Below are 17,750 nucleotides of genomic sequence, written 5' to 3' on the forward strand. Positions count from 1 at the left end.
TATAAAAAAGGGGATGTTGTCTATGTACAACAAATTAAAACACATAGAGGGCGTTAATTTATTGCCAAAAGAAGTAGTAGGACCGGCGCTGGTAGGGTCAGTGGAGTATTTTGATGGGGAGAAAAGTACATACCACGGATCATTAGTTGCGACGACTCACAGATTGTTTCTGAATCTTGAAGATAATGATCTAGTCTGCGTAGAAGAAATCAGTTTTGAGAACATTACACGGGTGACGGTTGAAGAACTGCTGCTGGTTGGGCATATTTTCCATATATGGCAGGACGACAAGCTGCTGATCAGCATTAAGAGTATTTCTGAAGGGAAGCTGGATAAGTTTCTGGAATTTTATTATAAATACAAAGCACAGCATCAAGCAGATACTGTAAATAAAGAAGCATTTGCTTAAACGAAAAGCCGGGTATCCCCCGGCTTTTTTTATGTGTATAATGGCGGTATCAATAGTGAAGGTGACGAGATGAAACTAAAATTTATGATGCTGCTGACAGCAGTACTGATACTGACCGGCTGTTCAAGCTTTAGAGAAATTGATGTATCAGATGACGGCGAAGTAAGAAGAATTACGACAGAAGATACAAATGAGATTGATATTCCTGTCAGTCCAAAAAATATTGTGCTGTTCCGCTCGATTGACCCGGGAAACGCGTCTCTATTGGGATTTAATGTAAGCGGTGTTAACGAAGGACTGGAAAATAACAGTACAATTGAAGATGCCTACGGCAGAGAAGTGACGTATCTTGAGCCGGGAGATCTTGAATCGCTTAAAGAAATTAATCCGGACTTAATCGTTACATACTCTCCGGATGAGTATTTTGAAGAATATCAGGAAATAGCACCGTCAATCAGGATTACTTATTCTTCAGGTATTATGAGTCCGTTTAGCCCGCGTGTGTATTTAACGCAGCTGTATTATTTAGGGGTTATATTAAATAAAGAGGATGAAGCGAACAAAATCGGCGATGAGTGGGAAGCTGAGACAACGGTCTTAAAAAGAGGTCTCACTGAACAGGTGGACGAGAAGAAAGCACTCGTTGCTGTAGAGAATGAGGATGGCTATCTGCTTTACAATGAATATATGAGCTACGGTACTGAAGCAGTTTACGATGTACTCGGATTCCAAATGGACGAGGCAGCTAAAGATGATGTTCAAGATAGTTTGTTCGATTTAAAACAGCCTGAAGACTTCGGGTCATTTGAAGCGGATTATATGTTCGTCAATGTTGAAAATCCGAATGATGATAATATTCGGAATGAATTTTCGGAAGCGCTCGGTATACCTCTAGAGAATGTTATTTTATTAAACAGCGATGATTATATTACAAATGATTTAATATCAATAAAAAATCAGACGGAGTATATTGTCGATAAAGTAAATGAGGCAGGTGAATGAAATGTCAGCAATTTATCCGGAAGAACTTGGATTTTATTTTAATCAGGAAAAATTTGAAGAGATATACTTTCAGACTGTAAAAGGATATCAGGACGTGATGCCCTTGAACCAGTTTAAAAAAGAAGCGGCAGCTTTTCATGAAGGCACCGGGGATTTTAAATTGTTTAAATACAATCAGCTCGAGCCGGGCATAAAGCGCTACAGCTATGTGGATAATCAGACCATGCGCATGATAACTGCTGCATTTTCAAACGAGCGGGATATCGTCGGGCTGCAGTTTGGCATGCTGGACAAATTTAATACCGATCATATTTATACAGAAAAAGAGTATGTACTGCCTTTTAGAACAGAATGGTTTGTATTATGGGGCGGCAGCAATAACTTTTGGAATTACCACTATCCGCACGAGTCCCAGCGCTATGCTTATGATTTTATCATCAAAAAAGACGGCAGACCGTACGAGGGCAGTGGGGAACATTTAAACGACCATTACGGTTACGGTGAAGCGGTCACAGCACCAGGCACTGGAACAGTGGTTAAAGTATATGACGGCGTGGCTGATAATGCACCGTTCTCGATGAATATGGAACAGCCGGAAGGCAATGCGATTGTAATTAAGCACGGGGAAGCTGAATATTCCCTGCTTGCCCATCTAAAAGAAGATTCGATATTAGTGTCAGAAGGAAGCGAAGTGCGTCCCGGTGATCTTATCGCGGCATGCGGCAACAGCGGGGCAAGCGATACACCGCATCTGCACTTTCATGTAATGGATGCGCCAATACCTGAAAAAGGACTGTCGATTCGAATTAGATTTGCAGAATTAAATTTTGAACCAAAACAGGGAGATACTTTACGGGGTGAATAATATGAAGATAATTTTGTCAGTATTGTTATTTTTAAATATTTTCTCAGGTTCTGATGATGAACCGCTTGAAGCGCATGCAAAAGAATTTAACCATATTGATAAGGAGCAGTTCTACGATAACCTGAGTCAGTATCTGGACAGTTCATTTACTTTTGCTGCAACGGGAGACATTTTAATTCACGATTATTTATATGAAGATGTGAGGACAGAAGAAGGATACGATTTCACGTCGCGTGTTGAAAGTGTTGCGCCTTACCTGCAGCAGCAGGATCTCGTATTTATGAATCAGGAAACCCCAATCGGCGGTGAAGAACTTGGTTTAAGCGGCTATCCGACGTTTAATGCACCGGAAGAGGTTGCAGATTTACTGAGTTACTTTGATGCGGATATTGTGAACTTTGCAAATAACCACACGCTCGACCGCAGTGCAGAAGGTGTGCTTGCAACAGCTGAAAACTTAACTGAACGCGGTATTGATTACGTTGGAGCAAACGTCAGCCAGGAAGATATGGAGCGCGACAGAATATTTACGGTGAACGGGATTGATGTCGGTTTCTTAGCTTATACATATGGAACGAACGGTATTCCGGTGCCTGAAGGGCAGGAATACTTAGTGAATATAATCGATATGCCGAGAATTTTATCGGATATTGAAGCGCTGAGAGAGAAAGTGGATGTGCTGATTGTCAGTTATCATCAGGGTGTGGAGTACGATGATTTCCCGCGTGAAGAACATGTACCTGAATACCGTACGATGGCAGAAGCGGGTGCTGATATTATTGTAGGCTCACATCCGCACACACTGCAGCCGATTGAACATTATGAAAGACGAGACGGTTCTGAAGCCGTTATCGCATATTCGATGTCGAACTTCTTAAGTGCGCAGCAGTCATTGAATACGCGCCTCGGCGGTATTTTGGAAGTAAATGTTGAACAGTCCGGCGGTGAAACTGACATCGGAGCGGTGCGCTTTATGCCGACATACGTCGACAGCAATGAGTACGAAGATTTTTATCTTCATCCTTTAGCCGATATGGGAATGGATGATGTGTACGGTGATGTCGAAGAGCATATGACATCATACAGTGATCAGGTCGACTTCGTACCGTACTTAGATTAATAATCTTCAGGCTCTTCTTTTTTAATAATTGACATAATCGATGCAGCACCGAGAACGAGCAGCAGGATGATTAGCGGAATATTCCATGAAGGACCGAGAAAATCCTGTGAGAAATAATAAATTGCACCCAATGCAATAACGATTAATATAATATTTAACCCTTTACTGATTTTAAACATAACTGTCACCTCAAAATGTTTGTTTTCTTTAATTTATAGTATCATAATGGTAGCAGAAAAGTATTTGAGGAGAGATTTAAATGAACTATTTGATGAGTATTCAGGTTTTACCGTACCATCCGGGCGACGCTAAATTGTATTCGCATACGACAGGTGCAATTGAACTGATTGAGAGCTGCGGTTTAACGCATTTTGTCGGCCCGCAGGAAACGACAGTTGAGGGCAGTCTGGATGAACTGTTTAACTTAGTTAAAAAGATTAATGCCCATTTATCAAACGAAGGCTGCGAGCATGTAACGACGAATATTAAACTCGTACAGTCAAAAGAAGAAAACAGCATTAAAGATCTTTTACAAGATTACTATGAATTTGAAGATGATGAGTAGGAAGAGCAAATACGCTCTTCTTTTTTGTTATAATTATGCTAAGAAAAAATTAAAAGCAAGGTGATGTCATGGGAGAGTGTCCGTACTGCAAACATCAATGGACATACAAGGAAAAAGTGCTCGGCTATGCGCTTAAACCGCGGACGCGAATTAAGTGTCCAAACTGCAAAGAATATTTGGAACCGTCCACATTATCGATAATATATGACTATATTGCGATACTCAGTGTGGCATTGTTTATCTTTATATTAATTCCGATTATGAGCTGGCCGGTAGTGCCGTCACTATTAATCAGTTTTATTATGTTTCTGCTGTATTTACTTTTATTCCAGCCGCTGACGGTACGTTTTAAACGATATGATTACAATATAAAAGATAAACCAAGGGGGAAATAATTTGTTTACTTTTAATAATCCAACAGCAGTGCATTTCGGTGCGGGAGTGCTGCAGACGATAGATACAGTTTTAGAAGAGTACGGTTATCAGTCGTATGTTGTCATTGCATCAAACTCACAGGTGAAAAACGGTATTGCTGAACTGCTGAAATCGCTGCTGCCGGGTCAAATCAAGGCAGTTGTATCAAATATTGAAGAAAATCCGACTGTCGGCAACGTCGATGATATTATCAATGCTGCAATTGAACATGATGCTGATGCGCTGATTGCAGTAGGAGGCGGCTCAACGATGGATGCTGCGAAAGCGGCAGCTGCTGCAGTCGTTAAAAATGTCGATGCGAGAACGATTATTCAGGATAAAAACATTACTGAAGCACTGCCGATTATCGCACTGCCTTCAACGAGCGGGTCAGCTTCTGAAGTGACACCATTCAGTGTAATAAGCGATAAGGAACAAGGAATTAAAACGTCGATTAACGGTAAAGTTCTTTATCCTAAAATTGCACTTGTCGATCCCGAGCTTACATATACATGTCCGCCGGCTGTGACAGCAATTTCAGGTATCGATGTAATCTGTCATGCGCTGGACTCAATCGGTTCAGTGAATAATAATCCGATTTCTGACGGACTGGCAGTGACAGCACTGAAGCTTGCATTTGATAATCTGGAGCTTGCTTATAACGAGGGCACAAACGCTGAAGCACGTTCTAATATGGCGCTTGCGAGCACGACTGCAGGTATCGGCTTCAGCCAGACTGCAACGAGCGGTTCTCACGCGATGAGCTACTATTTAACTTCGGAATTTGGTATTCCTCACGCTGAAGCTTGTGCTTTCAGTCTGGATCAATGGATTCTATGCAATGCGAAAGTGGACCCGAGACTCGATAAAGTGAGTGTTCAGCTTGGTTTTGAAAACACTGAAGCGTTAGCGAAGGAACTAAACGGCTTGAAAAAACGTCTTGGTCTCTGCATGACATTTGAGGAACTCGGCATCGACCGTAAACATATTCCGGAGATTGCACGCCGGACAATGGCAGCCGGGAATTATAAAAATAATCTGGCTCAATTATCCGAAGATGAAATTATCCGGATGCTGGAAACGAAGTAAACAGACGGAGGATTTAATTATGTCGAAGGAAAAAATACGCGTCGTCGGTGCAGTAATAGAAGACGATAATAATAATATATTGTGTGCACAACGGCCTGAAGGTAAAAACTTAGCATTAAAATGGGAATTTCCCGGCGGAAAAATAGAAGCTGATGAAACACCTGTTGAGGCTTTAAAGCGTGAACTGATTGAAGAAATGACTCTCGATATCAGTATTGGTGAAAAAATTACGACGACAGAATATGAATACGATTTTGGCATTGTTGAACTGACGACATACTATGCTAAAATACTTGCGGGTGAAATTCAGCTGCTTGAACATATTCAAATGAAATGGATAAATCCTTTGGAAATTGAAAAATTAGACTGGGCACCTGCAGATATTCCCGCAATTGAGATTATAAAACAAAAAAGTGGGAATAGAGTATAGAAGTGTTAATTAAGGGGGGGATCGCTGTGGATCTTATTAAGGGATTATTAGGATTTTTATTTAAAACGTTCGTAGTCTTATTTGCATTAACTGCTGTAGCAGCAGTCGTATTAGCATTTATACTTAAAAAAGATGTGGATGAAATCCGCGAGTTTACGGAAAATATTAAACACGATTTATATCGCGGTAAAGAGTAAATAAAAAATCTCCTGAGAATATTTTCTCAGGAGATTTTTTATTTACTGTTGAGTGCTTTATCGAGTGTTTCGATATTTTTTTTCATCATCGACTGGTAAGTCGAATCTTCAGGATCATCCTGTGACAGCGACTCCAGATTATTGAAGTAGAGCGGTTCAGTATTCGTTTCCTCGCGGATGACATCTGTAACAGATGATGAAACATTAGGCTCATAAAGAATATAAGGAATATTTTGTGCTTCAATATTTTCGATAATCTCGGTCAGTTCCTGCTGTGACGGTTCCTGGTTGGACAGTCCGCTGATGCCGATCTGATGGAAACCGTACTGATGTGCTAAATATCCGATGGATTCATGAGAAATATAAACATCAGTATTAACCGGATTTTCTGTAACGGCAAGGAGCTGTTCATCTATTTCTTCGATATCACTTTTCAGTACTTCAAAGTTTTCGTTATACATCTCGGCTGATTCAGGATTATGTTCAGCCAGTGAATTTTTAACTGCCTCTGCCATTTCTATAGCCAGATCCGGACTGAGCCAGATGTGGGGATCCATACTGCCCTGACCGTGGTCGTGAGCCTCTTCATCTTCACCGTGGTCATGCTCATGAGCGTGCTGGCTGTCGAGGAAAGCACCGGTGTCAATGTCAGCTGCTGTTTCAACAATCTCAGTGTCGCCGTTTATTGTGTCGGCAATACTTGCTGCGACCGGGTCGAGCTCGTTCGATGTCGTCATAAATAAATCACCGTCTGAGTAAGACATCATCTCTTTTTGAGTCGGTTCATAAGAGTGCATATCAACACCGGGCGGATAAATTGATTCTACATTAACAGTATCTCCGGCTATCTGTTCAACGAAGCTGGTTAACGGAAAGACTGTCGTATATATAGTTAATTCACTGTCGCTTGTGCTGTTATCTTCATTGCTGCATGCGGTAAGTATTAATAATAAAAGTAAAACGGGGAACAGTTTTTTCATAGGGGATCCTCTCTTTATCGTAATCATTACGATTTAAAATTATATAGGAATATGCTGCAATGTGCAACTGTATATTTAAGAAATAAGAAAGACTTGAAATTTTTCTGTTCTGCTAGTAAAATAGATAAGGTGATTTATAAAAATATATACCAATCATCTACCAAGTGGATGATCAACTGGCCAGTTGATTCGAGTATATTATCATTTAATATCGATTTAACTTAACGAAGGAGGCGACAGAAATGAGAACAATCGTTACATTAGCTTGCACAGAATGCGGAGACCGCAACTACAGCACTAAGAAAAACAAAAGAAACAATCCAGAGCGTATCGAAATGATGAAATTCTGCCCTAGATTAAACAAGCACACTCTACACCGTGAAACTAAATAATTTCTTATCGCTATCATCTTCGGATGATAGCTTTTTTTTATATTTGATTTAGTTATGTTATAATTGTCGATGGGTAATTAACCAGAAAAAGTAAGGAGAGTGCTTTTAATGACAGTAGTTATGGACGGAAAAAAAGTAGCAGCACACTTATCTGAAGAAATTAAAAATGCTTTGGAAGTTTCTGAAGCTCACGGTATTAAACCAAAAGTTGCATTCGTCAGAATCGGCGACTTATCAGACTCGATTTCTTATGAAAATGCTGCAGTAAAACGTTTTGAAAAACTGGGTATGGACACAGCTCAATTTCATTTTCCGGAAGATGTATCGACAAAAGTATTTCTAACTAAATTCAGAGAAATAAACGAAGATTATTCAATTCACGGCATTCTGCTTCTGCAGCCGCTGCCAAAACATATCCCGATGAAACGTGTCGCGGAAATTATGAACTCGTTTAAAGATATAGACGGTATGAAAGCTTCGAACCTCGGCAAAGTGCTGACAAACGATCCTGACCGTCTGGAGCCGTGTACGCCGGCAGCAGTAATGAACATGCTCGATTTCTACGATATCGACTTAAAAGGTAAAAATGTTACAGTAGTCGGTGCAAGTGCAGTAGTTGGTAAACCATTGTCTCTGTTAATGATGAACAGAGAAGCAACGGTTACAACGTGTAACTTATACACTGAAAATCTTGTGGATAAATGTAAAGATGCAGACGTGATTGTCAGTGCAGCAGGTGCAATTAATCTGATTGATGAAGAACACGTTAAAGAAGGCGCAATTGTTGTTGATGTCGGTATTAACTTTACTGATGAAGGTAAAATGGTCGGCGATGTAAACTACGAAGCTGTTAAAGATAAAACCTCGTTTATCACACCAGTCCCAGGCGGAATTGGCGCAATTACAACGACAGTTCTTGCATATCATTTAGTGAAAGCGACAGAGCACCAGAAAGAACCGGTATTATTCTTAGAAAAATAATATCAGCTGTCAGCTGGCAGATAATATATGAATATCCAATATATCGATAAACGGCACGAAGGTGAAATCTTCGGTCCCGTATATTTGACCAATGAGCATCATGCTCCATTGGTCTATTTTTATAATATGGAGAGAAAGACTGAAGCGGCTGCCATCGTAATAATAAGAAACTCTGACGGGAAGTTTTTCATCAGCAGCACGTTTTAAAGTATATTCAAGCTCGTCCAGCCGGTCATCAGATAATTCAGGACGTTTAATTTTCTTCTGATTATCCATCAGATTGCCGACATTTTCAAACTGCTCAGGCATCGTTGCAAAAGGCGCCCACTTCACCATGCCGCGACCTTCAGGAATATTTGAATGTAAATTTTCGGAAGGATTACCGCGATCATTCATAATAAACTCCTTCTTTCTTAACACTTAATAATCATTATACGAACATATGTTCTATTTTTCAAGGCGGATATTTATGTTAAGTTATAGAGGATATAAAAAGCGAACGGGGAAATGAGATGAGAAAGAAAATAGTATGGGGCATTATTACGGCAATTGTACTTGCTGTTCTGGTACTTCCATTAGTAGATAAAACAAGCGGTACAACACGGGTTATTGTCGATCATACAAGCGGCGTAATAGTTGCTCCGGTATGTTATGATCAGGCGGATTTAACGAACTGGATAGATGAAATGTCATTCAGCAATGCACTGAACGAACTGCAATATAAAGTGAGAGATGACTGTTCAAAGAAACATTTGCAGGAAGGCAAAACGAGCGTACTCATGAGAATATTCGAATAGATAAATAAAACCGAGGCCGATATGGTTTCGGTTTTTTTGTTGAGTTGGAATAAAATGTTAAAAACAGAGAGGTTCGTGTAATAAGTAAACCAGTTTTGCTATTTTTGTGTTTAAGTAACTTTTTTAAAAGGAAATCGCTGTTTTCCCGTATATATAGGGTAGAAGGATCTTTTTTAAAAGGAGGAAACTGAATGTATTTAAATGACAGAAATGCATCGGCAGAACTTTTACATTACAGAGCATTGAGCAGGAGGGAGGTTTTAAGTGCTGAGGATGCGAGAAAATTGAAGATATACGAAAATGGGTTTCTGGGAGAATGTCTATACGATAAATTGTTCGACGAAACCGGCCACGATAATTTATATATTTTTAGGGATGTTTATCTTGCATCTGGGAAATCAGGCGCGCAGTATGACAGTATTATAATTGCGAATGACGTGATTGCGGTAAACGAAATTAAAAATTACAGCGGCGAGTATTATTATAAAAATGGCAGATTCATTAAGAATAATGAAGTTGTTCCGGACAATCCATTTACACAGGTTGACCGGGCAGTCGGGAAACTGTACCGGATTTTCAGGAACGCTAAAATTACTGTTGATATTAAGGGGAAAGTGATTTTTCCAAACGATGACTTCAAATTGTATTCAGAAGATAATTCAATATGGAAAAATATCGTCATCCGTATGGACTTGAAAAAATACTTCCGGCAGTTTAAAGAAAGTTATAATACGGAGAAAGCTGAGGGACTGGTCTCGTTAATTCGTGAGCATATTACAGAGAATCCGTATTTTAATGGAAGTTCGAATGCTGAGCGGGTTAGCACTGGATTGTACTGCGGGAACTGCGGAGGTTTTAATCTGATAAAAACCCGTTACCATCGCCAGTGTGTGAGCTGCGGAATGAAAGAATCCAATGAAACCCATATGCTTAGGGTGATGAGTGATTTTAAATACTTATTTTACGGTGAAGGAATGACGAGGAAGTCAGTACTTGAGCTGATAGGAAATGAATTCGATAAAAAAGTAGTTTATCGTGCATTTTTGAAATACTGTGATGTGCATAAGAAAGGAAATCAGACGTATTATACATTTAAGTATCATGATTTTGATGATGCATATAAACAGACCAAAAAAAATATGAAGCATAGAGATTATTTAACGTGAAATCGGTGGCGGACCCCGTCACGAACCTCATGAAGGGATCCGCGCGCCTTTGGACCCCGTCACGAACCTCATGAAGGGATCCGCGCGCCTTTGGACCCCGTCACGAACCTCATGAAGGGACCCGCGCGCCTTCGGACCCCGTCACGAACCTCATGAAGGAACCCGCGCGCCCTGCTTCCCCAAAAACAACAGAAAACCCGCCAGCAAGGCGGGTTTCCACAATATATTCTATAAATCAGCTAGTGCTTTTGTAATGTTAGGGACGACTTGCTTCTTGCGGGAGACCACACCCTCTAAGATTGCTGTGTTCTGATCGAGAGCAACGTCGAATGCGCGTTCTACAGATGAGAATTCGGGCCCCAGAGCAAGTACTTTAGAGTTGGAGTTCAGAATGTCTGTCACAATCAGTGTAAACAGGTCGTAGCCGTCTTTTTCGATTTCGTTATTAATCGCAATTTCGATTTCTTCGCGGCGTGCGAATACTTCGTCTACGTCAACGACGTTAACTTGTGCGATTCGCACATTTTTTTCGCCGATATCGAATGTTTTAGCATCTCCTGTAATTAACTGAGCAGCTGTTTTATCAGAAGTTGATGCGCCTGCTTTCAGCATTTCAAGGCCGTACGCTTCCAGGTCAACGCCTGCGATGTCTTTAAGTTCAGCTGCTGCATCGATATCTTCTTCTGTCGTTGTCGGAGATTTGAATAATAATGTGTCCGAGATAATCGCAGAGAGCATCAGTCCGGCAGATTCTTTTGAGATTGTTAAGTTATTTTCTTTGTAAATTTTGTTCAGGATTGTTGCTGTACAGCCGACGGGTTCAGCACGGTAGTAGAGCGGTCCTTCTGTTTCAAAGTTTGCGATTCTGTGGTGATCGAATACTTTCGTCACTGTCGCATTTTCAATACCGAGAGCGGATTGCTGTTTTTCATTGTGGTCGACTAAAATAACTTCGTCGCCGGCGCCGACTTCATTTAGTAAAGCAGGTGCCTCCACACCGAAGTGTTCAAGTGCATATGCAGTTTCACTGCTTATTTCACCTAGGCGGTACGGTACTGCATCGTTGCCGAGCTGAGTTTCAATATCAGCAGCTACAAGTGCTGATGTGACTGTATCTGTATCAGGATTTTGATGACCGAATATTTTTTGTGTCATTACTGTCTGTCTCCTTTTTCTTTGTACTAAAATTATATATGATTACATTTTAACATTACTGCTTTTATCTATCTATATCTTAGTTTTTAAAATCACCGGATAATAGTGTATTCAAAACGTTCATACAATAAGTTTATATGATAAAATTAAAGCAAATATATTGTTAATGCACAGGAGATGGATGTATGTACCAGTATAAGGATGACAGCTTCATGCTGCACACGGATTTATATCAGATCAACATGGCAAAAACTTACTATGAGCAGGGTATACATGAACGTCAGACAATTTTTGATTTATATTTCAGGAAAATGCCTTTTGAAAACGGCTATGCTGTTTTTGCGGGCTTAACGCGTATTATTGATTATTTGGAGAAACTCCATTTCTCAGACAGCGATATCGAATATTTAAGCGCGCTCGGCTACAGCGATGACTTTTTAAATTACTTAAAAACAATTCACTTTACGGGAACGGTCCGTTCAATGGCTGAAGGAGAAACGGTATTTAATAATGAACCGCTTGTCCAAATTGAAGCGACACTCGTTGAGGCTCAGCTGATTGAAACGGCACTGCTCAATATCGTGAACTTTCAGACGCTTATCGCAACGAAAGCGAGCCGCATCAGACAATTGGTGCCTAACGACAACTTAATGGAATTCGGCACGCGCCGTGCACACGAGTTCGATGCTGCTTTATGGGGCGCACGCGCTGCAGTTATCGGCGGTTTCGACGGCACGAGCAACGTCAGAGCGGCGAAATTGTTCGGCTTAAAACCGAGCGGGACGCACGCTCACGCAATGGTGCAGGCTTACGGCAACGACTATGATGCGTTTAAAGCTTACGCTGAAACGCATTCGGACTGCGTATTTTTAGTCGATACATTCGACACATTAAAATCAGGTATTCCGACTGCGATTAAAGTAGCGGATGAATTCGGTGATAAAATTAATTTCAAAGGTATCAGAATAGATTCAGGAGATATTGCCTATTTAACGAAGCAGGCCCGCAAAATGCTTGACGCTGCAGGTTACGAGGAGACACAGATTATCGTCTCAAATGATCTCGACGAAGTGACGATATTATCATTAATGTCGCAGGGGGCTAAAGTTGACGGCTGGGGAATCGGTACGAAACTGATTACAGCTTATGACAACCCGGCACTCGGTGCGGTCTATAAACTTGCTGCGATTCAAAATGAAACAGGCGAATGGCAGAACCGCATGAAAATTTCAGGAAATGTTGAAAAAACGACGACACCCGGCAAGAAGAAAGTTTACCGTATCATAAATAAGGAATCAGGAATGTCAGAGGGAGATTATATTACACTTCATGATGAAGTCATCGATACTGACAAACCGCTCTTGATGTTCCATCCGGTGCATCCGATGAAACGGAAATTGGTTAAATCGTTTGAACCTGTTGAGCTGCTGCATGATGTGTTCGTCGACGGCAAGGCTGTTTACAGTTCACCGTCAGTCGATGAGATGCAGAAGAACTGCCGACAGAGCCTCGATACAATTTGGGAAGAAACGAAACGTTTCTTAAATCCCCAGGAATATCCGGTGGATTTATCGACTGAATTATGGAATGTCAAAAATGAACTCATAGAAGAACTTTCAAATAATATATTGGAGTGATTTTATATGGATAAATTGCAACAGCACATAGTAGATGAACTGCACGTGAAACCGGAAATCGACCCGGCAGCAGAAACGCGTGAAATTATCGATTTTCTAAAAGATTATGTTAAAAAATATGATTTTATTAAAAGTTTTGTCCTCGGTATTTCGGGCGGGCAGGACTCGACGCTGCTCGGTAAAATTGCACAGCTTGCTGTCGATGAATTGAACGAAGAAGGGCACAGCATTAAATTTTACGGCGTGCGCCTGCCTTACGGACAACAGCGCGACGAAGACGATGCGCGTGATGCAATGGAATTTATCGGCCCGAGCGTTGAAACGACAGTCAATATTAAACCGGCGGTTGATGCCGGCGTTAAGGCGCTGTCAGACAGCGGTTATGAGTTAAGCGACTTTGTCGAAGGCAACGAAAAAGCACGCGAACGCATGAAATTCCAGTACGCTATCGCTGCCCATACCGGCGGAATTGTTCTCGGTACAGATCATGCAGCTGAAGCACTGACCGGTTTTTATACGAAGCACGGTGACGGAGCAGCAGACCTTGCACCGCTGACAGGATTGAACAAACGCCAGGGACGGGAGATTATGAAGTATCTTGGAGCGTCAGCTCATCTGTATGAAAAAATCCCCACGGCTGATTTGGAAGATGATAAACCGCTGTTAAGTGATGAAGAAGCACTCGGTGTTACTTATGAGCATATCGATGACTTTTTAGAAGGAAAATCAGTTCCGGATGAAGCATATAACAGAATCAAAACTTTATATTATCAGTCACAGCACAAACGCGATTTACCTTATAATCGCTACAATTTACCAATTTAATTAAAGAAAGAAGGCAGGATTAGATTATGCTTCAAGCAATTTCAGACAGTCCCATGCTGATGATATTAGTTATATTTGTTATTAATATTATCTACGTTACATTCTTAACCATGCGGACAATAATGACGTTAAAAGGATACCGTTTTGTCGCGGCTGCCTTCAGTATTTTAGAGACATTTGTTTACGTTATCGGGCTCGGCCTGGTGTTAGACAATCTGGACAAACCGTTAAATATCGTCGCTTATGCGCTCGGTTTTGGAGTCGGTATATTAGTCGGAACAAAAATAGAAGAAAAGCTGGCGCTCGGCTATACAGTAGTTAATGTAACGACAGCGAAAAAAGATATTGACCTGCCGAATGACCTGCGCAATTTAGGTTACGGCGTCACGCACGGACATCAGTATGGGCGTGATGGACAGCGTACGGTAATGCAAATATTAACGCCGAGAAAATATGAGCGCAAACTGATCGAGACGATAAAAGAACTTGATGACAGAGCGTTTATCATTTCTCACGAACCGAAAAATATACACGGCGGTTTCTGGACAAAAGGACTCAGCAGACGCAAGATGAGCAATTACGAACCGGAAAATGTTGAAGAAGTGCTTGAGGAAGTATACGAAGCACAGGAGCAGGGTGACGTTGATGGCAGAGCACAAAAAACCGAAAAAAAAGAAATTTAAAGTAGCAGAAGGCCAGGCGCTGTCAGATGTACTGACAGCGATGAAAGCCGAAGGCTATCAGCCGGTAAGAAGATTTGAGCAGCCCGTTTTTAAAGAGGAAAACGGTGAAATTACTGTATCGCATCAGGAAATTATGTTTGAAGGCAAATTAATGAATGAGGATGAGCCAAAATGATACCTAGATATTCAAGAGAAGAAATGACAAAGATTTGGACAGAGGAAAACAGATTTGATGCGTGGCTGGAAGTTGAAATACTCGCATCGGAAGCATGGGCGGAACTTGGTATAATTCCTAAAGATGAAGTTAAAAATATTCGTCCGAATGCACGCATTGATGTGGACCGCATTAAAGAAATTGAAGCGGAAACGCGCCACGATGTTGTTGCATTTACACGCCAGATTTCAGAAACTTTAGGTGAAGAAAAGAAATGGGTTCACTACGGACTGACGTCAACTGACGTTGTGGATACTGCGCAAAGCTACATATTGAAACAAGCGAACGAAATTATCGAGCAGGATCTTAATAACTTTATCGAAATTTTAGCTGATAAAGCGCGCGAACATAAACATACATTAATGATGGGACGTACACACGGTGTTCATGCTGAACCGACATCTTTCGGTATAAAAATGGCTTTATGGCACCAGGAAATGACACGTAATCTTAAGCGTTTTAAAGACGTCCGTGAAGAAATTGAAGTTGGTAAAATGAGCGGAGCAGTCGGCACGTTTGCCAATATCCCGCCGGAAGTTGAAGAGTACGTATGTAAACATTTAGGTCTGACTCCCGCACCTGTTTCGACACAGACACTGCAGCGTGACCGTCATGCTCACTATGTTGCGGTACTTGCACTGATTGCAACATCTGTTGAGAAATTTGCAGTGGAAATCAGACATCTGCAAAAAACAGAAACACGCGAAGTTGAAGAAGCGTTTGCCAAAGGCCAGAAAGGTTCAAGTGCAATGCCGCACAAACGTAACCCGATCGGCAGTGAAAATGTTACAGGCATCGCACGCGTTATCCGCGGTTATGTTTCAACAGCATATGAAAACGTTCCGCTGTGGCACGAACGTGATATTTCGCATTCATCTGCGGAGAGAATTATGCTGCCTGACGTGACGATTGCACTGAACTACATGTTAAACCGTTTCGGTCGAATCATGAAAAATCTAACGGTATTCCCTGAAAATATGAAGGCGAATATCGACAAAACTTTCGGTCTTGTATACTCTCAGCAGGTGATGCTGACATTAATCGATAAAGGACTTTCACGCGAGGAAGCTTATGATTTAGTCCAACCGAAAGCAATGGAGTCATGGGAAACAAGAGTGCCTTTACGTGAGCTTGCAGGAAAAGACACACGGATTCAGGAAGTTCTGACAACAGAGGAACTCGATGAGTGCTTTAACGAGAATCATCACCTGAGCCGTGTAGATACTATATTTAAACGTGCAGGACTGGAATAATGAAAGCATCAAAGCTGATTATCGCAGCACTCACCGCATCTGTTCTGACGGCCTGCAGCAGTGAAACTCCGGAGGAAATAGAAGCTGTCGGCTTTACGAAAAGCTATGAACCGCTGACGTTCAGTGATCTCGACGTACCGGTGAATGTTGAAGTCATCGACGGTATTACATATGCTGACGGTGTACTGATTGTGAATAAAGAAATACCGCTGCCGGCAGATTATAATCCGGAAATGCAGCCTGAAGTTATCGATGCTTATACGGCATTGTTTGAAGATGGTGCGGAGCAGGGGTTAAATTTTGAACTGGTGAGCGGCTTCAGGAGCTACGACTATCAGGCAGGATTGTATAACAACTATGTCGCACAGGACGGTAAGGAAGCAGCCGACAGATACAGCGCGGAGCCTGGTCATTCCGAACATCAGACGGGCCTAGCGATAGACGTCGGTTCATACGACAGTGCAGTATTGCTGCAGACGTCATTTGAATATACTCCTGAATTCCAGTGGCTGAAAGATGTCGCGCATGAATACGGATTTATTATCCGTTACATGAAGGGCAAGGAAGATATTACCGGCTATATGTACGAACCGTGGCATTTAAGATATGTCGGGGACAAGGCGCCGGCTATATACGAAAGTGGATTGACGCTTGAAGAATACTTTGAACTGGATTAAATAAATATATAATATTTAACCCGTACGCCAGCTTTCCCGGAGGCATCTGCTTGAGCCTGTAGTCTCAAGCAGGAGCTATTCCCCCGAAGAGCCTGACGTACGGGTTTTGTCTATATTATGTTCAAAGTATATTCTCTTTTAAAGCTTATATTCTCTGTCTTCTGCTTTAATGTTTTTTGGTATATAAAAATGATATAATCATCATATGAATTTTATAAAGGATATGGTCTCATGACGCGACAGGCAAAGCATATATTTAAACTGGATCCGGCTAAAGAAATCGATGACAGTACGCTTAAGAAAATTGTGAACTCAGGTACGGATTTAATATTGGTCAGCGGGACTGATAATGTAACTGAGAAAAATGTCTACGGACTGCTCAGCCGTATCAGGGAATTTGATGTTGCGGCAGCACTTGAAATATCGCATCCGGATGCGGCAGTACCGGGCTTTGATCATTATTTTGTGCCGACGGTTATTAACACGGAGGATGTTAATTTTACACATGGTATGCTCGTCGAAGCTTTGATGGAATATCATGATTTTATCGATTATGAGAGTATTTCCCTGCTGCCTTATATTATAATGAATCAGGAATGCAAAGCGTTTAAACATGCCAACTGTCATGCTGTATGCGATGAAGAGTTTATCGCAATGATTCACATGCTCGATAAATTATACAAAATGGATTACATATATATAGAGTACAGCGGTGCTTTCGGCGACCGGGAGCTGGTTAAAGAAGCTTACGAAGCTGCAGAACATGCACGCATCGTTTATGGCGGCGGTATTGTATCGAAGGAAACTGCCAAAGAGATGGACGGTGTCAGCGATATAATGGTTGTCGGCAATATTATTTATGACGATGCTGAACGGGCATTAGAAACTATCATTTAATA

24 protein-coding genes are annotated in these 17,750 nt (G+C 41.3%); 20 read left to right on the plus strand and 4 right to left on the minus strand.

Annotation, left to right across the window (positions count from 1 at the left end; genetic code table 11):
- Positions 1-22 precede the first annotated feature (22 nt).
- The 4 genes from H625_RS0103360 to H625_RS0103375 all read left to right on the plus strand — a co-directional run bounded on the left by H625_RS0103360 (position 23) and on the right by H625_RS0103375 (position 3,396).
- Positions 23-409, plus strand: coding sequence for a PH domain-containing protein (locus H625_RS0103360; RefSeq protein ID WP_026858653.1), 387 nt, complete (start codon positions 23-25; stop codon positions 407-409).
- A gap of 69 nt (positions 410-478) precedes the next feature.
- Entirely contained in the window at positions 479-1,411 is a 933-nt protein-coding gene (locus tag H625_RS0103365; RefSeq protein ID WP_026858654.1) for an ABC transporter substrate-binding protein, read from the plus strand.
- Position 1,412: 1 nt separating this feature from the next.
- On the plus strand, positions 1,413-2,276 hold the full coding sequence (locus tag H625_RS0103370; RefSeq protein ID WP_035785089.1) for a M23 family metallopeptidase: 864 nt from the start codon (positions 1,413-1,415) through the stop codon (positions 2,274-2,276).
- 1 nt (position 2,277) lies between these two features.
- On the plus strand, positions 2,278-3,396 hold the full coding sequence (locus H625_RS0103375; protein WP_026858656.1) for a CapA family protein: 1,119 nt from the start codon (positions 2,278-2,280) through the stop codon (positions 3,394-3,396).
- Here the strand turns inward: H625_RS0103375 and H625_RS0103380 are convergent.
- The gene (locus H625_RS0103380; protein ID WP_026858657.1) at positions 3,393-3,575 is read right to left on the minus strand and encodes a hypothetical protein; all 183 of its coding nucleotides are present in this window, start codon (positions 3,573-3,575) and stop codon (positions 3,393-3,395) included. The genes H625_RS0103375 and H625_RS0103380 overlap by 4 nt on opposite strands.
- A gap of 80 nt (positions 3,576-3,655) precedes the next feature.
- Between H625_RS0103380 and H625_RS0103385 the strand changes: the two genes are divergently transcribed.
- From H625_RS0103385 to H625_RS13715, 5 genes are all read left to right on the plus strand, one after another.
- Positions 3,656-3,961 carry a thiamine-binding protein gene (locus tag H625_RS0103385; protein WP_026858658.1) on the plus strand — a complete coding sequence of 102 codons (306 nt, stop codon included), beginning with the start codon at positions 3,656-3,658 and terminating at the stop codon, positions 3,959-3,961.
- Between the two features lie 68 nt (positions 3,962-4,029).
- Complete coding sequence (locus tag H625_RS0103390) at positions 4,030-4,356, plus strand: TIGR04104 family putative zinc finger protein (RefSeq protein WP_026858659.1); 327 nt, start codon at positions 4,030-4,032, stop codon at positions 4,354-4,356.
- 1 nt (position 4,357) lies between these two features.
- Positions 4,358-5,464 (plus strand): iron-containing alcohol dehydrogenase, encoded by a 1,107-nt coding sequence (locus H625_RS0103395; RefSeq protein WP_026858660.1) that lies wholly within the window; start codon positions 4,358-4,360, stop codon positions 5,462-5,464.
- A 19-nt stretch (positions 5,465-5,483) separates the two neighbouring features.
- Positions 5,484-5,894 carry a (deoxy)nucleoside triphosphate pyrophosphohydrolase gene (locus H625_RS0103400; RefSeq protein WP_035785091.1) on the plus strand — a complete coding sequence of 137 codons (411 nt, stop codon included), beginning with the start codon at positions 5,484-5,486 and terminating at the stop codon, positions 5,892-5,894.
- A 26-nt stretch (positions 5,895-5,920) separates the two neighbouring features.
- The gene (locus H625_RS13715; protein WP_169516110.1) at positions 5,921-6,091 is read left to right on the plus strand and encodes a hypothetical protein; all 171 of its coding nucleotides are present in this window, start codon (positions 5,921-5,923) and stop codon (positions 6,089-6,091) included.
- A gap of 38 nt (positions 6,092-6,129) precedes the next feature.
- Here the strand turns inward: H625_RS13715 and H625_RS0103410 are convergent, their stop codons facing one another.
- Complete coding sequence (locus tag H625_RS0103410; RefSeq protein ID WP_026858662.1) at positions 6,130-7,071, minus strand: metal ABC transporter solute-binding protein, Zn/Mn family; 942 nt, start codon at positions 7,069-7,071, stop codon at positions 6,130-6,132.
- A gap of 242 nt (positions 7,072-7,313) precedes the next feature.
- On the opposite strand from H625_RS0103410, the gene rpmG reads away from it, so the two are divergent.
- Positions 7,314-7,463: a 50S ribosomal protein L33 gene (gene rpmG / locus H625_RS12470; RefSeq protein ID WP_035785093.1), complete on the plus strand. Its 150-nt coding sequence runs from the start codon at positions 7,314-7,316 to the stop codon at positions 7,461-7,463.
- 108 nt (positions 7,464-7,571) lie between these two features.
- The gene (locus tag H625_RS0103415) at positions 7,572-8,444 is read left to right on the plus strand and encodes a bifunctional 5,10-methylenetetrahydrofolate dehydrogenase/5,10-methenyltetrahydrofolate cyclohydrolase (protein ID WP_026858663.1); all 873 of its coding nucleotides are present in this window, start codon (positions 7,572-7,574) and stop codon (positions 8,442-8,444) included.
- A 9-nt stretch (positions 8,445-8,453) separates the two neighbouring features.
- Here H625_RS0103415 and H625_RS0103420 read toward each other — a convergent pair whose 3' ends face one another.
- Entirely contained in the window at positions 8,454-8,840 is a 387-nt protein-coding gene (locus H625_RS0103420; protein ID WP_026858664.1) for a YolD-like family protein, read from the minus strand.
- Positions 8,841-8,956: 116 nt separating this feature from the next.
- On the opposite strand from H625_RS0103420, the gene H625_RS0103425 reads away from it, so the two are divergent.
- Together H625_RS0103425 and H625_RS0103430 are read left to right on the plus strand one after the other, a co-directional pair.
- The gene (locus H625_RS0103425; RefSeq protein WP_026858665.1) at positions 8,957-9,241 is read left to right on the plus strand and encodes a hypothetical protein; all 285 of its coding nucleotides are present in this window, start codon (positions 8,957-8,959) and stop codon (positions 9,239-9,241) included.
- Positions 9,242-9,432: 191 nt separating this feature from the next.
- Positions 9,433-10,407 carry a nuclease-related domain-containing protein gene (locus tag H625_RS0103430; RefSeq protein ID WP_026858666.1) on the plus strand — a complete coding sequence of 325 codons (975 nt, stop codon included), beginning with the start codon at positions 9,433-9,435 and terminating at the stop codon, positions 10,405-10,407.
- A gap of 228 nt (positions 10,408-10,635) precedes the next feature.
- On the opposite strand, the gene H625_RS0103435 is transcribed toward H625_RS0103430, so the two are convergent.
- Positions 10,636-11,562 (minus strand): manganese-dependent inorganic pyrophosphatase, encoded by a 927-nt coding sequence (locus H625_RS0103435; RefSeq protein ID WP_026858667.1) that lies wholly within the window; start codon positions 11,560-11,562, stop codon positions 10,636-10,638.
- 185 nt (positions 11,563-11,747) lie between these two features.
- On the opposite strand from H625_RS0103435, the gene H625_RS0103440 reads away from it, so the two are divergent.
- The 7 genes from H625_RS0103440 to H625_RS0103470 all read left to right on the plus strand — a co-directional run bounded on the left by H625_RS0103440 (position 11,748) and on the right by H625_RS0103470 (position 17,748).
- The gene (locus tag H625_RS0103440) at positions 11,748-13,199 is read left to right on the plus strand and encodes a nicotinate phosphoribosyltransferase (RefSeq protein WP_026858668.1); all 1,452 of its coding nucleotides are present in this window, start codon (positions 11,748-11,750) and stop codon (positions 13,197-13,199) included.
- A gap of 6 nt (positions 13,200-13,205) precedes the next feature.
- A complete protein-coding gene (gene nadE, locus H625_RS0103445) occupies positions 13,206-14,024 on the plus strand; it encodes an ammonia-dependent NAD(+) synthetase (protein WP_026858669.1) in 819 nt (272 codons plus the stop codon).
- A 26-nt stretch (positions 14,025-14,050) separates the two neighbouring features.
- Positions 14,051-14,707: a DUF2179 domain-containing protein gene (locus H625_RS0103450; protein ID WP_026858670.1), complete on the plus strand. Its 657-nt coding sequence runs from the start codon at positions 14,051-14,053 to the stop codon at positions 14,705-14,707.
- Positions 14,670-14,882: an NETI motif-containing protein gene (locus H625_RS0103455; protein ID WP_026858671.1), complete on the plus strand. Its 213-nt coding sequence runs from the start codon at positions 14,670-14,672 to the stop codon at positions 14,880-14,882. The genes H625_RS0103450 and H625_RS0103455 overlap by 38 nt, the downstream gene beginning before the upstream one ends.
- Positions 14,879-16,174, plus strand: coding sequence for an adenylosuccinate lyase (purB, locus tag H625_RS0103460; protein ID WP_026858672.1), 1,296 nt, complete (start codon positions 14,879-14,881; stop codon positions 16,172-16,174). Before H625_RS0103455 ends, purB begins: the two co-directional genes overlap by 4 nt.
- Positions 16,174-16,851, plus strand: coding sequence for a M15 family metallopeptidase (locus H625_RS0103465; protein ID WP_026858673.1), 678 nt, complete (start codon positions 16,174-16,176; stop codon positions 16,849-16,851). The genes purB and H625_RS0103465 overlap by 1 nt, the downstream gene beginning before the upstream one ends.
- Positions 16,852-17,082: 231 nt before the next feature.
- On the plus strand, positions 17,083-17,748 hold the full coding sequence (locus H625_RS0103470; RefSeq protein ID WP_026858674.1) for a geranylgeranylglyceryl/heptaprenylglyceryl phosphate synthase: 666 nt from the start codon (positions 17,083-17,085) through the stop codon (positions 17,746-17,748).
- Positions 17,749-17,750 lie beyond the last annotated feature (2 nt).

The organism is Jeotgalicoccus psychrophilus DSM 19085 (assembly GCF_000425845.1).
Taxonomy (GTDB): domain Bacteria; phylum Bacillota; class Bacilli; order Staphylococcales; family Salinicoccaceae; genus Jeotgalicoccus; species Jeotgalicoccus psychrophilus.